14 protein-coding genes and 1 tRNA gene are annotated in these 14,922 nt (G+C 63.7%); 10 read left to right on the top strand and 5 right to left on the bottom strand.

All coding sequences use genetic code 11. From position 1 onward, the window contains the following. Positions 1 to 27: 27 nt before the first annotated feature. Positions 28 to 699 (top strand): DUF2062 domain-containing protein, encoded by a 672-nt coding sequence (locus B6V75_RS11585; protein WP_075775407.1) that lies wholly within the window; start codon positions 28 to 30, stop codon positions 697 to 699. 19 nt (positions 700 to 718) lie between these two features. On the opposite strand, the gene B6V75_RS11580 is transcribed toward B6V75_RS11585, so the two are convergent. The 3 genes from B6V75_RS11580 to B6V75_RS11570 all read right to left on the bottom strand — a co-directional run bounded on the left by B6V75_RS11580 (position 719) and on the right by B6V75_RS11570 (position 3,680). Next, on the bottom strand, positions 719 to 964 hold the full coding sequence (locus B6V75_RS11580) for a WGR domain-containing protein (RefSeq protein WP_075775408.1): 246 nt from the start codon (positions 962 to 964) through the stop codon (positions 719 to 721). 104 nt (positions 965 to 1,068) lie between these two features. After that, a complete protein-coding gene (locus tag B6V75_RS11575) occupies positions 1,069 to 1,779 on the bottom strand; it encodes a response regulator transcription factor (protein WP_075775409.1) in 711 nt (236 codons plus the stop codon). Then, positions 1,776 to 3,680, bottom strand: coding sequence for a PAS-domain containing protein (locus B6V75_RS11570; RefSeq protein WP_088719803.1), 1,905 nt, complete (start codon positions 3,678 to 3,680; stop codon positions 1,776 to 1,778). Before B6V75_RS11570 ends, B6V75_RS11575 begins: the two co-directional genes overlap by 4 nt. 211 nt (positions 3,681 to 3,891) lie before the next feature. On the opposite strand from B6V75_RS11570, the gene B6V75_RS11565 reads away from it, so the two are divergent. From B6V75_RS11565 to B6V75_RS11525, 9 genes are all read left to right on the top strand, one after another. After that, positions 3,892 to 5,868 (top strand): long-chain fatty acid--CoA ligase, encoded by a 1,977-nt coding sequence (locus B6V75_RS11565; RefSeq protein WP_088719802.1) that lies wholly within the window; start codon positions 3,892 to 3,894, stop codon positions 5,866 to 5,868. After that, entirely contained in the window at positions 5,865 to 6,686 is an 822-nt protein-coding gene (locus B6V75_RS11560; RefSeq protein WP_088719801.1) for an ABC transporter ATP-binding protein, read from the top strand. The genes B6V75_RS11565 and B6V75_RS11560 overlap by 4 nt, the downstream gene beginning before the upstream one ends. A 38-nt stretch (positions 6,687 to 6,724) precedes the next feature. After that, positions 6,725 to 7,714 (top strand): branched-chain amino acid ABC transporter permease, encoded by a 990-nt coding sequence (locus B6V75_RS11555; RefSeq protein WP_075775413.1) that lies wholly within the window; start codon positions 6,725 to 6,727, stop codon positions 7,712 to 7,714. Positions 7,715 to 7,862: 148 nt separating this feature from the next. Then, positions 7,863 to 8,045, top strand: a complete 183-nt coding sequence (locus tag B6V75_RS11550; RefSeq protein ID WP_075775414.1) for a hypothetical protein — start codon at positions 7,863 to 7,865, stop codon at positions 8,043 to 8,045. A 40-nt stretch (positions 8,046 to 8,085) separates the two neighbouring features. Then, positions 8,086 to 9,162: a branched-chain amino acid ABC transporter permease gene (locus B6V75_RS11545; protein ID WP_075775415.1), complete on the top strand. Its 1,077-nt coding sequence runs from the start codon at positions 8,086 to 8,088 to the stop codon at positions 9,160 to 9,162. Between the two features lie 73 nt (positions 9,163 to 9,235). Further along, positions 9,236 to 10,522, top strand: coding sequence for an ABC transporter substrate-binding protein (locus tag B6V75_RS11540; protein ID WP_075775416.1), 1,287 nt, complete (start codon positions 9,236 to 9,238; stop codon positions 10,520 to 10,522). 58 nt (positions 10,523 to 10,580) lie between these two features. Continuing rightward, complete coding sequence (locus B6V75_RS11535) at positions 10,581 to 11,405, top strand: ABC transporter ATP-binding protein (RefSeq protein ID WP_075775417.1); 825 nt, start codon at positions 10,581 to 10,583, stop codon at positions 11,403 to 11,405. An 89-nt stretch (positions 11,406 to 11,494) separates the two neighbouring features. After that, positions 11,495 to 12,715 carry an AMP-binding protein gene (locus B6V75_RS11530; RefSeq protein WP_088719800.1) on the top strand — a complete coding sequence of 407 codons (1,221 nt, stop codon included), beginning with the start codon at positions 11,495 to 11,497 and terminating at the stop codon, positions 12,713 to 12,715. A 54-nt stretch (positions 12,716 to 12,769) separates the two neighbouring features. Continuing rightward, on the top strand, positions 12,770 to 14,419 hold the full coding sequence (locus B6V75_RS11525; protein WP_168174474.1) for a peptidoglycan-binding protein: 1,650 nt from the start codon (positions 12,770 to 12,772) through the stop codon (positions 14,417 to 14,419). 95 nt (positions 14,420 to 14,514) lie between these two features. Here B6V75_RS11525 and ykgO read toward each other — a convergent pair whose 3' ends face one another. Together ykgO and B6V75_RS11515 are read right to left on the bottom strand one after the other, a co-directional pair. Beyond that, a complete protein-coding gene (gene ykgO / locus B6V75_RS11520) occupies positions 14,515 to 14,640 on the bottom strand; it encodes a type B 50S ribosomal protein L36 (protein WP_038074920.1) in 126 nt (41 codons plus the stop codon). Between the two features lie 81 nt (positions 14,641 to 14,721). Beyond that, positions 14,722 to 14,796, bottom strand: a tRNA-Val gene (locus tag B6V75_RS11515). Positions 14,797 to 14,922: the final 126 nt, after the last annotated feature.

The raw sequence follows: 14,922 nt of genomic DNA, 5'->3' as shown, positions 1-14,922 counted from the left end.
GGCGCAGGGGGGAGAAAGGACGGCGGCGTGGTCTTCAGGCGGCGCGAAAAAAGGGGGCTTCTGGCCAACCTGCGCGAGGCGATCTGGCCGCGTTCGGGCTGGTCCCGGGCTTTCCAATACGTCAAGCACCGCGTCAACCGACTGCCCGACCGCCCGCATCGCATCGCCCGCGGCGTCTGGGCCGGGGTCTTGGTCTCGTTCACGCCGCTCTTCGGATTTCACTTCGTCAGCGCGGCGGCCGTGGCCTGGATCATGCGCGGCAATATCCTCGCGGCGATCCTCGCCACCTTCTTCGGCAATCCGGTCACCTTCCCGATCATCGCTGTCTTCTCGACGAAGCTTGGGCACAAGATCCTGGGCGACCGGCTCGATCACGGCGGAGAGCCCGAAAGCCTGCTGCAGACCTTTCAGGCGGCGAGCCACGATCTGCTGCATAACTTCTGGGCGATGTTCACCCCCGAACATGCCGAATGGAGCGGTTTGGAGCGGTTCTTCACCGACGTCTGGCTACCCTACTTGATCGGCGGAATCGTTCCCGGCGTGATCTCGGCGACCATCTGCTACTACGTGTCCTTGCCGATCATCACCGCCTATCAGAACCGGCGGCGTAGTCGGCTCAAGGCGCGGCTCGAGAAGATGCGGGCGAAGATCAAGCGCGAGGAAAGGGCGGCGGCGAAGGCCGAGAAGTCCGAGGATTGAACCGATCCGGCTCGCCGCGTCAGCTTTGCGTGCCGCCTGCGTCCGCCGCGCTCAGCGCGTAGCCGCGCCGTTGCGCCCGGCGGCGAAACCGCTCGGCGGCATGGACCGCTTCGCGCAGGTTGGAGAACCAGCGTAGGCAGGAGGCGCCGGTCTGACCTTGCAGCCCCCATTCGCGCAGCACGGTATATTCCCCGAACAGGTTGTCGGAGACTTCCACGCGATAGAACCGTCGCGATGTCGGCGTGTGTAGAAGGAGATTGAGCATGGCAGTGCCCCTGTATCCCGATTTCGTGAAGTGAATCAGAGCGGAGCGGTTTTGGCCAGCAAAAAGAGGTTAATGCCTTGCTGCCCGCAGCGCGGGCTATGTCCTCAGCTCCAGCGGACTTCGCCCAGGAAGATGTACCCAGCGCCGTATATCGTTTTGATAAGGCGTGGGTTTTTTGGATCTTCGCGAAGCTTCGTGCGCAGCCGAGAGATCCGCACATCCATCGCCCGGTCGAAGCTCTCGCCCGCCGCGCCGCCCAAGCTTTCCTGCATCTGCGCACGGGTGATAAGCCGGTTCGGGCTTTCGAGAAACAGCCGCAGCACTTCCCCCTCGGCATGGGAGAATGAGGTTTCGGCCCCATCTTCCGCGACGAGGAGGTAGCGGTCGAAATGCGCGGTCCAGCCTGCGAAACGGGCGGTTTGCGCCTGCGCGGGACTTTCGCTCCGCCCCTTGCGCAGGCGGGCGCGGATGCGCGCCACGACCTCGGCGGGATCGAAGGGCTTGATGATGTAATCATCCGCACCAAGCTCCAGCCCAGTCACCCGGTCCTGCACCTGCGCGCGGCCCGAGATGATGATGATCGCAGCGCCGGATTCCAGCGCCAGCCGATGCACCAGCGCCAGTCCGTCGCGATCAGGTAGCCCCAGATCGACGAGGCAGACATCCGGCGAAGAGCGCTTCAGCCCAACTTCGAACTCGGTCGCGCGGGCATAGCAGGTCGTGCGAAACCCGGCCTCTTCGAGCGCATCGGAGAGCATCCGGCGAATTTCGGGCTCGTCGTCGAGGATCGCGACAAGGGGATGGTCGGCACTCATCGAGGCACTCCCGCAAGCAACGCCGCAAGCTGCGCGGCGGTAAAGGGTTTCTGAAGGACCGGGCAGGGGGCCTGCGCGCGCAGCGCATCGCCCGGTGGCAGCGAGGTCATCAGGATCATTGGAACCTGATCGCCGATACTGCGGGCAAGATCCACCCCGCTGCGCGGTCCGGGCAGCTGGATATCCGACAGGACCAGTTCAATGTCGGGCAGGTTCAGAAGCGCCTCGGCCTCGGCGATCGTACCCGCCTCTACGACCGTATGGTCGAGGGCGCGGAGCATGTCTCGGGTGCTGGCGCGGATGTCCTCGTCATCCTCGACCAGCAGAACCATCATCGGGTCGGCTTGCCGGGCGGCGGCTTTCAGCGGTAGCCGCATCGTTACGCGCGCTCCGTCCTCGGTGTTCTCCAGCCGCAGCGTGCCGCCCGCGAGCTTGGTCTGGTCATAGACCATCGACAGGCCGAGCCCGGAGCCCTCCTTGCCCTTCGTCGTGAAGAACGGGTCGAGCGCGTGTTCGAGCGCCTCGTCCGAGAATCCTCCGCCCTGATCGGTGACGATGATCTCGACCCAGGTGTCGCGCACTGCGCGGGCCTCGATACTGATCGTGCCGCCCTTCGCCCGCATTGCGTGATTGGCGTTCAGGATCAGGTTCAGAAGGCTGTCCTGCAGCGGCCCGGGATCAAGCAGGATCGGGTCGCTCAGACCGTTATTGGCGAAGTCGAGCGTCACCGGATCGTGCAGCGTCGGCCCCGCCATCGCGGCGAGATCGTCGAAGAGATCGTCCAGCACCACCGCCTGCGGGCGCAGCTCGCGCGGGCCCGAGATCGCGGCGATCCGGTCGAGAAGCGTGCCGCCGCGCCGCGCCGCGCCAAGGGTCGCGCGGATCGCCTCCTGCGCCTCCGCAGGCAGCCCCTCCATCCGTTCGAGCCGCCCCTGCAACCCGAGGATGATCGTCAGCAGATTGGCGAAATCATGCGCCAGCCCCGAGGACAGCTGCGCGGCCAATTCGCGCTTCGCCGTTTGCGCCAGCGCCGCGCGGACCTGCGCTTCGTGCGTGACATCGGTGGAGAGGATATAGATCCCGGTTACCTTGTCTTCGCCCGCGAGATCGGGGGTCAGCGCCACGCGGATGCGGCGGCCCGACGGGTCATGGGTGATCTCGACCACGCTCGCCTCGCCGGCAAGCGCGCGGCGAAAGCAGGGGGTGATCTTGCGATAGGTCTCGGGGCCGAGCGCCTCGCTCGCATGGTGGCCGACCGCATTGGCGAGCGAGCCGGGCATCACGGTTGACAGACGCCGGTTGGAATAGGTGTAGATCAGGTCGCGATCGACCCGCGCGATATGGGCAGGCATCATCTCGGTCACCTGCCGGGTGCGTGCCTCGGTGATGGCCAGTTGGCGCGAGGTTTCCTCCAGCGCCATGTTGGTCGCGGCGAGTTCGCGGTTCGCCGCCGCGAGCGCCTCGGCATGGTCGAGGAGCTGACCCGACAACTCTTCGGATCGCGCGCGCAACAGTGCCTCCTGCCGCTTCACCGGCGTGATATCGGTATAGACCGTGACCCAGCCGCCTTCGGGCAGAGGCGCGCCCTCGACCGAGATCGTGCGCCCATTCGCGCGTTGCCGCTCCATGTAATGGGCCTCGAAGGCGCGCGCGGTCTCGACCCGTTCGCGGACGGCGGCCTCGATATCATCCACCTCGCCGTACTCGCCCCGCGTCACGAGGAAGCGAATCGTATCCTCGAAGGTGGTGCCGGGTCGGGTCAGCGCATCGGGCAGGTCGAACATGAGCTGGTATTGCCGGTTCGACACGGCCAGCCGCAGATCGCTGTCGAAGATCGACAGCGCCTGTCCGATGAGGTTCAGCCCCGCCTGTGTCAGCCGCTCGCGGCTTGTTTCGCTCACCTTGCCCCTCCCGCTCCTTGGCTTTTGCTACCACCGGCGGACGGCGCGGCAAAGCGCGTTTCGCTGCGCAGCGAAGTCGTAAGAATTCGTTACAATCACGAAAAGATCACGAAAACTTTGACAGAGACTGTCGAACCATGCCGAACTGTGCGCGGAGGAGCGCCCAGAGCGGTCGAGGGACGCCGGACATACCGGCGCGAGGGAGGAAAATTTGGCTGACGCAGTCGCGAAGGGGCAGGACTCTGCCCAATCGATTCCTGCGCTATTGGCGCGGAACGTGGCCCGATACGGTGGCTACCCCGCCTATCGCGAAAAGGAATTCGGGATCTGGCAGAGCTGGAGCTGGGCCGAAGCGGCCGAGGAAATCCGCGCCATGGCGCTGGGTTTCCTGAGCCTCGGCGTGGAGCGGGGCGATCATGTCGCCATCATCGGGCGCAACCGCCCCATGCATTACTGGTCGATGGTCGCGGCGCAGATGTGCGGCGCGATTCCGGTGCCGCTGTATCAGGACGCGGCGGCCGAAGAGATGGCCTATGTGATGGAGCATTGCGGCGCGCGCTTCGTCGTCTGCGGCGATCAGGAGCAGGTCGACAAGATCGTCGAGATCGAGGACCGCATCCATGCGATCACCCATGTCACCTACACCGACAAGCGCGGCATGCGGAAATACGACCACTCGCGGATGAACGCGCTGGAGGACGTGCAGGCCGAAGGCCGCGCGGGCCATTCGCGCTACGAGGCCGAGCTCGACAAGCGCATCGCCGAGCTGACCTATGACAGCACCTGCGTGATGCTCTACACCTCGGGCACGACGGGCAAGCCGAAGGGCGTGGTCCTGTCGAACCGCAACATCATCGAGACCGCGAAGGCGTCCTCGGAATTCGATCACCTGAACCATAATGACGAGGTTCTGGCCTACCTGCCGATGGCATGGGTGGGCGATTTCATCTTCTCGATCGGGCAGGCCTATTGGTCGGGCTTCACCGTGAACTGCCCGGAAAGTCCCGAGACGATGATGATCGACCTGCGTGAGATCGGGCCGACCTATTTCTTCGCGCCGCCGCGGGTCTTCGAGAACCAGCTGACCTCGGTGATGATCCGCATGGAAGATGCGGGCAAGCTGAAGAAGAAGCTGTTCGACCATTACATGAAGGTCGCGCGCGATGTCGGCCCCGACATTCTCGACGGCAAGCCCGTCAGCTTCGGCAAGCGGATGTCCTATGCGCTGGGCAATTTCTTCGTCTATGGCCCGCTCAAGAACACGCTGGGCTTCTCGCGCATCCGCGTGGGTTACACGGCGGGCGAGGCGATCGGGCCGGAGATCTTCTCCTTCTACCGCTCGCTCGGGATCAACCTGAAGCAGCTCTACGGCCAGACCGAGGCGTCGGTCTTCATCACCCAGCAGCCCGATGGCGAAGTCCGCGCCGATACGGTGGGCGTGCCGTCGCCGGGCGTCGAGGTGAAGATCGCCGACAATGGCGAGGTTTTCTATCGCAGTCCCGGCACCTTCGTGGAGTATTACAAGAACCCGGAAAGTACGGCCTCGACCAAGGACCCGGAAGGCTGGGTCGCAACGGGCGATGCGGGCTTCTTCGAGGAAGACACCGGCCATCTGCGGATCATCGACCGCGCGAAGGATGTGGGCAAGATGGCCGACGGTCGCCTGTTCGCGCCGAAATATGTCGAGAACAAGCTGAAGTTCTACCCCTCGATCCTCGAGGCGGTGGTGTTCGGCGCAGGGCGCGATCGCTGCACGGCCTTCATCAATATCGACCTCACGGCGGTCGGCAACTGGGCCGAACGCAACAACATCTCCTACGCCTCCTACCAGGAGCTTGCGGGCCACCCGCGCGTCTACGAGATGATCCGCGAACACGTCGAAGAGGTGAATGAAAGCATCGCCGAAGACCCGATGCTCTCGGGCTGTCAGGTCCATCGCTTCCTGATCCTGCACAAGGAACTCGACGCCGATGACGGCGAGATGACCCGGACCCGCAAGGTGCGCCGCAACGTGATCGGCGCGAAATTCGCCGACCTGATCGCGGCGCTCTATGACGGGCGCGACGAGATCTACACCGAAACGGAAGTGACCTACGAGGACGGGCGCAAGGGCTCGATCAAGGCGACGCTGAAGATCGCCGACGCGAAGGTCGTGGCCCCGAAACAGATGGCGGAGGCGGCGGAATGAAAGACATGCAAGACGGATACGTCACCGCCGACGGCCGCCAGATCGGCGGGGTCATCATGGAGATGAAGAACATCACGCTGCGCTTCGGCGGGGTGGTGGCGATCAAGGATATCTCCTTCGACATCCGCGAGGGCGAAATCCGCGCGATCATCGGTCCGAACGGCGCGGGGAAATCCTCGATGCTGAACGTCATCTCGGGCTTCTATATCCCGACCGAGGGCGAGGTGTTCTACAAGGGCATCAAGCGCGGGCCGATGAAACCCTATCAGGTCGCGCGTCTCGGTATCGCACGCACCTTCCAGAACATCGCGCTGTTCGACGGCATGTCGGTGCTCGACAACATCATGACCGGCCGGCTGACCCATATGAAGAAGGGTCTCGTGTCGCAGGCGGGTTGGTGGTGGACCGGTGCCGCCGCCGAGGAACACGAGAACCGCGAGAAGGTCGAGAAGATCATCGACTTCCTCGAGATCCAGAATATCCGAAAAACGCCGGTGGGGCGTCTGCCTTACGGCCTGAAGAAGCGGGTGGAACTGGCGCGCGCGCTTGCCGCGGAGCCGAAGATCCTGCTGCTCGACGAGCCGATGGCCGGGATGAACGTCGAAGAGAAAGAGGACATGAGCCGCTTCATCCTCGACGTGAACGACGAATTCGGCACCACCATCGTCCTGATCGAACACGATATGGGCGTCGTGATGGATCTCTCCGACCGCGTGGTCGTGATGGATTACGGCAAGAAGATCGGTGACGGCTCGCCCGACGAGGTGCGCAACAATCAAGACGTGATCGACGCCTATCTGGGGGTGGCCCATGACTGAGTCCATCCGCTTCGCAATTCAGACATCGGAGGCGCGTCATGCCTGATATCGTTCTCTACGCCGCCGAGGTGACGCTGAACGGCCTGATGGCCGGGGTGCTCTACGCGCTTGTGGCTCTGGGCTTCGTGCTGATCTTCAAAGCTTCCGGCATCTTCAACTATGCGCAGGGCGTGCTCGCACTCTTCGCGGCGCTGACGCTGGTCGGCATCCAGAAGGGTCAGGTGCCCTTCGCCCATCTCATCAACGCGATGACGGGCAATCACTACACGAACTTCCCGTGGGAGATTCCGGCGATCGTCGCGATACTGCTTGCGGCGGGCGTGATGGTGATCCTCGCGATCATCATCGAAAAGCTGGTGCTCAAGCATCTGGTCAACCAGGCGCCGATCATCCTCTTCATGGCGACAATCGGGATGGCCTATTTCCTCGAAGGCTTCGGGGACGTGATGTGGGGCTCGGACATCAAGACGCTCGATGTGGGGCTGCCGCAGGGCATCAACGAGACCATCGACACCGTCACCTACAACATGTTCGGCTACGGCTTCTTCATCGACAATCTCGATATCGTCGCGGCCATCGTCGCGGTGCTGCTGGTGGCCGCGCTGACCGTTTTCTCGCAATACTCCAAGCAGGGCCGGGCGTTGCGTGCCGTGGCAGACGATCACCAGGCCGCGCTTTCGGTCGGGATATCGCTGCGCTTCATCTGGATCCTCGTCTGGTCCATCGCAGGCTTCGTGGCGCTGGTCGCGGGCATCATGTGGGGCTCGAAATCGGGCGTGCAGTTTTCGCTTTCGCTGATTGCGCTCAAGGCGCTGCCGGTGCTGATGCTGGGCGGCTTCACCTCGATCCCCGGCGCCATCGTCGGCGGTCTGATCATCGGTGTGGGCGAGAAACTGTTCGAACTGCTGATCGGGGCGCCCTTCCTTGGCGGCGCGACCGAGAACTGGTTCGCCTATGTCCTCGCGCTCGTCTTCCTCGTGTTCCGGCCGCAGGGTCTGTTCGGCGAGAAGATCATCGAGAGGGTCTGACCGATGATCACGATGCTGTCACGGCAAGGTGAGAAAAATCTTGATCGCGTCGCAGGGGTGCGACAAGCTGCCGCATATCGTGGCGTCAACGGGAGGGGAGCCCAGTGTCGTCGCGCTGATGTGACGATCATTGGGAGGACCGTTACCGATGAAGACCTGCGCAACCGTGTTCACGATTGGCTGGGGAGCTGCGCTCGCGTTCGGATGGATCGCGCTGGCCGCGCCGCCGGAAGAACCGACCACCTTGCAAACACTGAATATCGTGCTGGCCGCCCTGGGGGCGGGTGCCGGGCTCTGGGCCTGGGTGAGGATTCGGCGCGGCGACTGCTGACGGGGGACGACGCGCTCTCCCTGGCGAAAGGGAGAGGCTGATGTTTTACCGCGAAGCAGGTGATTTCAAGACATCCTACCGGGAGGACAGCCAGACCTTCCCGATCAAGTTCGACCGGCTGCGCTATTACGCGGTGCTGGTGGTCGCTTTCGGGATCGTGCCGCTGTTCATCAACGACTACTGGGCGAACGCGGTCGCGGTGCCCTTCCTGATCTACGCCATCGCGGCGATCGGGCTGAACATCCTCGTGGGCTATGCCGGGCAGGTCAGCCTTGGCACCGGCGGCTTCATGGCGGTGGGCGCCTATTCCGTCTACAAGCTGATGACGGCCTTCCCGGACATCAACATCTTCTTCCACGTGATCATCGCGGGGTTCATCACGGCAGCAGTCGGCGTGATTTTTGGCCTGCCGAGCCTACGCATCAAGGGTTTCTACCTCGCGGTGGCGACGCTGGCGGCGCAGTTCTTCCTCGTCTGGCTCTTCAACAAGGTGCCGTGGTTCTACAATTACTCGGCCTCGGGTCAGATCAACGCGCCCGAGCGCACCGTGTTCGGCGTCTTCGTGACTGGCGCGCAGACCTCGGCGATGGCGAAATACATGTTCTGCCTCGTGATGCTGACGCTGGTGGCGCTGGTCGCGCGCAACCTGACGCGTGGCACCGTGGGGCGAAAATGGATGGCGATCCGCGACATGGATATCGCCGCCGAGATCATCGGGGTGAACCCGCTGACGACGAAACTGTCGGCCTTCGCGGTCAGCTCCTTCTTCATCGGCATCGCGGGTGCTCTGTTCTTCGCGGTCTACCTTGGCGCGGCGGAAGTGGGCGAAGCCTTCGGCATCCAGAAGTCCTTCCTGATCCTCTTCATGGTGATCATCGGCGGTCTGGGCTCGATCTTCGGCTCGTTTGCGGGTGCTGCCTTCCTCGTGCTGCTGCCGGTCTTCCTCAAGAACGTGCTCGTCGGCACCTTCGGTTGGCCCACGGATCTCGCCGCGCATATCGAGCTGATGATCGTGGGCGGGCTGATCGTGGCCTTCCTGATCGCGGAACCGCACGGCCTCGCACAGCTCTGGCGCGTCGCGAAAGAGAAACTCCGGCTTTGGCCCTTCCCGCACTGAGGGCCGGGCCGCCCAACACAAAGAACCGGGAAACGCCCGGCGCAAAACTCGAACATTCTGGGAGGAGAACCGAATGAAGAAGACCCTAACCGCATTGGTCGCGGCGGCGATGACGCTGACCACGGCCCCGGCTTTCGCCGAACTGGTGGTGCCGAACCTCAGCTATCGCACCGGGCCCTATGCCGCGAACGGCATCCCCTACGCCGACGGCTTCAACGACTATTTCACCCTGCTCAACGAGCGTGACGGCGGCATTGGCGGTGAGATGGTCAAGACGCCCGAATGCGAAACCGCCTATAACACCGAGAAGGGCGTGGAATGCTATGAGTCCACCAAGGGCGAAGGCGCGCTGGCCTATAACCCGCTCTCGACCGGCATCACCTATCAGCTGATCCCGAAGGTCACCGCTGACGGCATCACGCTCTACACCCCGGGCTACGGCCGCACTTCGGCCGCGAACGGCAAGGTGTTCAAGTGGGTCTTCAACTTCCCGGCCAACTACTGGGATGGCGCCTCGGTCGCGATCAAACACATCATTGACCAGGAAGGTGGCGACATCAAAGGCAAGAAAATCGCGCTGGTCTACCACAACTCCGCCTACGGCAAAGAGCCGATCCGCACGCTCGAAGAGCTGTCCAAGAAGCACGGTTTCGAGCTGTCGACCCTGCCCGTGGACCATCCCGGTCAGGAGCAGAAGTCGCAGTGGCTGCAGATCCGTCGTGACAAGCCCGACTATGTCCTGATGTGGGGCTGGGGCGTCATGAACCAGGTCGCCATCCAGGAAGCCGTCAACATCCGCTTCCCGATGGATCACTTCATCGGTGTCTGGTGGTCGGGTTCGGAGAACGACGTGGCTCCGGCAGGCGACAAGGCCTCGGGCTACAAGGCGCTCTCGTTCCACGGCACCGGCATGGACTACCCGGTCTATGACGACCTGAAGAAATATGTCGTCGATGCCGGCAAGGCCTCGGGTGCGGGCGACGAGGTCGGCACGATGCTCTACTCGCGCGGCATGTACGCGGCGATGATCATTTCGGAAGCGATCCGCAAGGCGCAGGAAATGACCGGCAAGTCGAACGTCAACGCCGCCGAAGTGCGCGACGGTTTCGAGAACCTCGACCTCACCGAAGCCCGTCTGGAAGAGCTCGGCCTGCCGAACTTCGCCCAGCCGATCAAGGCGAGCTGTGAGAACCACGGGGGCCCCGGCTCCGCCAAGGTCTTCCAGTGGGATGCCGCTGCGAAGAAGTGGAACGAAGCCTCCGACTGGATCGAATCCGACAAGGACGTGCTCAACCCGCTGATCGAAGAAGATTCCGCAGCCTTCGCTTCGGAAAACGGCATCACCAACCAGTGTAACTGATCGAAAACGGCCTCCGGCGCGCGCCGCCGGGGGCCACCCCAACGTCCCGGAGAGAACCATGCTCGACGCTTCGAAATCCGACACGACCCTGCTCGAGGTCAACAATATCGAGGTGATCTACAATCACGTCATCCTCGTGCTCAAAGGGGTCAGCCTGAGCGTGCCCAAGGGCGGGATCACCGCTCTTCTTGGCGGTAACGGCGCGGGCAAGACGACGACGCTCAAGGCGATCTCCAACCTGCTCAAGTCCGAACGCGGCGAGGTGACGAAAGGCTCGATCACCTATCGCGGCGAACGGGTGCAGGACGGCTCCCCCGCCGATCTGGTCCGCAAGGGCGTGATCCAGGTGATGGAGGGGCGGCATTGTTTCGAACACCTGACCGTCGAGGAAAATCTGCTGACCGGTGCCTATACTCGCAAGGACGGGCGCGCCGCGATCCAGGACGATCTGGAGATGGTCTACACCTATTTCCCGCGCCTCAAGGAGCGCCGCAAATCGCAGGCGGGCTATACCTCGGGCGGGGAGCAGCAGATGGTCGCGATGGGCCGCGCGCTGATGAGCCGCCCCGAGACGATCCTGCTGGACGAACCTTCGATGGGTCTCGCGCCACAGCTGGTGGAGCAAATCTTCGAGATCGTGAAATCGGTCAACGAGAACGAAGGCGTCACATTCCTTCTGGCCGAGCAGAACACCAACGTCGCGCTCCGCTATGCGCATTACGGCTACATTCTGGAGAGCGGCCGCATCGTGATGGACGGTCCCGCAAAGGAATTGCGCGAGAACCCGGACGTGAAGGAATTCTACCTCGGCATGTCCGACGAAGGCCGCAAGAGCTTCCGCGACGTGCGCAGCTATCGCCGCCGGAAACGCTGGCTGGCGTGACGCTAACCTACTGATTCAATTAAATTGCTGCGCAGCATTTTCGGCGCGGCACAGGGGCGGTCTGTCCGCTGAACGGAAAGGGTCGAGAGATGCGCGAACATTTCGACGAATTGGAAACCCGCAGCGCCGACGCGCGTGAGGCCTCTCTGGCGGAGTGCCTGCCGGCTCTGATCGGCGCGGCGATGACGGCTCCGGGGATCGCGGCGCATCTGCAAGGCGTCGACCCGAGAGCTGTCACATCGCGCGAGGCGCTCGCGAAGCTACCGGTGCTACGCAAGTCCGACCTCGGCTCTGCGCAGAAAGGCGCGCCACCCTTCGGCGGGCTGGTCATGAAACCCGCACATGCCTTCGCCCATATCTTCCAGTCGCCCGGTCCGATCTACGAGCCCGGCGATGTCAGTTACAATTGGTGGCGGCTGGGGCGCTTCGTACATGCCGCAGGCGTGGGTCCGGGCGATATCGTGCAGAACTGCTTTGGTTACCACCTCACCCCGGCGGGGATGATGTTCGAAAATGCCGCGCGCACGGTCGGCGCCGCCGTCCTGCCCGCAGGCACCGGCCAGACGGAGCTGCAGGTCCGCGCCGCCGCCGATATCGGCTCGACGGTTTACGCGGGCACGCCCGATTACCTTCGCATCATCCTCGAGAAAGCCGAAGAGATGGGCGAGGCTCTGAAAATCACCAAGGCCACCGTGTCGGGCGGCGCACTCTTCCCGAGCCTGCGCCAGAGCTATGCCGACCGCGGGATCTCCTGCCTGCAATGTTACGCCACCGCCGATCTGGGCAACATCGCCTATGAGAGCGCCGCGATGGAGGGGATGATCGTGGACGAAGGCGTGATCGTCGAGATCGTCCGCCCCGGCACCGGCGATCCGGTGGCCCCCGGCGAGGTCGGCGAGGTCGTCGTGACCACGCTCAATCCCGACTACCCGCTGATCCGCTTCGCCACCGGCGATCTCTCGGCGGTGATGGAAGGCGTCAGCCCCTGTGGGCGCACCAACATGCGCATCAAGGGCTGGATGGGCCGCGCCGATCAGACCACCAAGATCAAGGGCATGTTCGTACGCCCCGAACAGGTGGCGAGCTTCGTCTCCGCCCATGCAGAGGTGCAGAAGGCCCGCGTCATCGCCACGCGCGACGGCGAGATGGACGTGATGACCGTGCAGATCGAAACTGAGGCCGACGACCCGACGCGTTTCGACGGCGGCGTGCGCGCGGCGCTCAAGATGAAAGGCGTGATCGAACTGGTGGCGCCGGGGTCGCTTCCGAATGATGGTAAGGTCATCGACGACCAGCGCAGCTACGACTGAGGAACCCAGCCGCGATCTCAGGGGTTTCCTCGCGTAAGAGAGATGGAGGACCCCATGCGTAAACTTCTTCTGACAGGTGCCGCGATCGCGGCGCTAGGCCTTCCCGCCCATGCCGCCGATCTGGCGTTGCTTCTGGGCAATTCCAATTACCAGCGGATCGACGATCTTCGCTCGGGCACCGCGCTGACAGATAGCGAAGCGAAGCTGCAGACGGCAGGTTTCTCGGTGCTGATCGAGGATGACGCCGACGCCGCCGAGATCCGCTCCCGCTTCCGCGACTTTGTGACCCGCGCGCCCGAGGCCGACCGGCTGGTCGTGGCGCTCTCGGGCCGCTTCGCCCATTCCGACGGCGACACGTGGTATCTGCCGGTCGATGTCCGCGACACCTCGCTGCCCGAAGCGGTGAGCGAGGCGTTGCCGCTGTCCGCCGTGATGACGGTTCTGGCCGCGCATCCGGGCCGCGCGGTGCTGCTGCTCGGCGCGGCGGATGACGCGGGCAACGGCAACGGCCTGACCCAACCCGGGATCGGCACGCTCGACATTCCGCAAGGTGTGACGGTGCTGCGCGGCAGCCCGAAAAACGTCGCGAGCCTGATGTCGGGCAATCTGACCGAGCCTGGCGCCTCGCTGATGCGGTCGGCGCAATCTGCGGACCTGACCGCCAGTGGCTACATCGCGCAAGATCTCACCCTGGTCACCGAGCCGACGGGGAAGAAACCCGCCCCGGTGAAGACCCCCGAAGCAGACCCGTCTGCCCCGTATTGGGACATGGCGCGCTCCGAGGATTCGATCACCGCCTATCAGCTCTATCTCGACCGCTACCCGAATGGCGCGAATGCCGCTCAGGCTAAACAGCGCATCCAGCAACTGCGTGACGAACCGCAGCAGAAAGCGAAGGCCGCGGAGGAGACGCTGAACCTTAGCCGCGACCAGCGCCGCGAGGTGCAGCAGTACCTGACGATCCTGAAATTCGACCCGAAAGGCGTCGACGGCATCTTCGGGCCGGGCTCGCGCGGGGCGATCGCGCGCTGGCAGAAGGCCAACGGCTTCGACGATACGAGCTACCTGACCCGCGCACAGCTCACCGCGCTCACGGCGCAGGGCGAGAAGCGCGCCGCCGAGCTGAAGGCAGAGGCCGAGGCGCGTCAGGCCAAGATCGACCAGCAGGACCGTGCCTATTGGGAGCAGACCGGCAAGGCGGGCGATGAGGCGGGGCTGCGCGCCTATCTCAAAAAATATCCCGACGGTCTGTTCGCGGAACTCGCGCAGGAGCGTCTCGACAAGATCGAAGCGGATCGCCGCTCCGAGGCTCAGGCTGCGGATCGCGCAGACTGGGACGCCGCGCGCAAAGCCGACACCATCGCCAGCTACCGGGATTATCTCGCAAGCCGCTCCGACCCGGCCTTCAAAGCCGAGGCCGAGGCACGCATTGCCGAGCTGCAGCAACAGAATCAGCAAAGCGACGCGATGGATGCGGCCGCTGCGAAAGAGGCCGCCCTCAACCTGCCCGGTGTCGCGAAATCGCTGGTGGAACAACGTCTTGCCCAGATGGGCCTGAAACCCGGCAAGGTCGACGGTGTGTTTGACAAGGATACGCGCCGCGCGATTCGCCGCTATCAGACCGCAGGCGGGCTGGAAGCCACCGGCTATCTCGATCAGGCCACCGTGGCGCAGCTTCTGGCCGGGGCGATCGGCGTGCAATAAGCGCCGATCCCGTTCAGCCTCGAAGCGCTGAACAAAGAAAAAGGCCGCGCCGGGAAATCCTTGGCGCGGCCTTTATTCGTTTCGGCTCGGCTGCCTCAGCCCTGACGGGCTTTGAAGCGCTTCTGCGTCTTGTTGATCACGTAGACGCGGCCTTTGCGGCGCACGACCTGGCAATCGCGATGACGCTGCTTGAGCGAGCGGAGCGAGTTGCGGACCTTCATCGGCCTTCTCCTGTATCGCGGCGCGCGGTGCGCCTTGAAAAACGAATGCCCCGGGCTTGCAAGCCGGGGGCGGTGAATAGATGGTGGGCGGTACTGGGATCGAACCAGTGGCCACTACGATGTCAACGTAGTGCTCTACCGCTGAGCTAACCGCCCACACCCGTTCGACCCCGTTGGTGCCTTTGATTCGCGCTTGCGGCTAGGCCGCGAAGGGAACCGAAAGGCGCGGTGTCGCGTCGGTCTGGGGGTCTATATAAAGAGTCGAAACGGCTTTCAAGAGGC

The sequence above is a fragment of the Thioclava sp. F1Mire-8 genome (genome assembly GCF_002213165.1).
In the GTDB taxonomy this organism is placed as follows: domain Bacteria; phylum Pseudomonadota; class Alphaproteobacteria; order Rhodobacterales; family Rhodobacteraceae; genus Thioclava; species Thioclava nitratireducens.
This window is presented reverse-complemented; position numbering and strand designations above follow the sequence as displayed.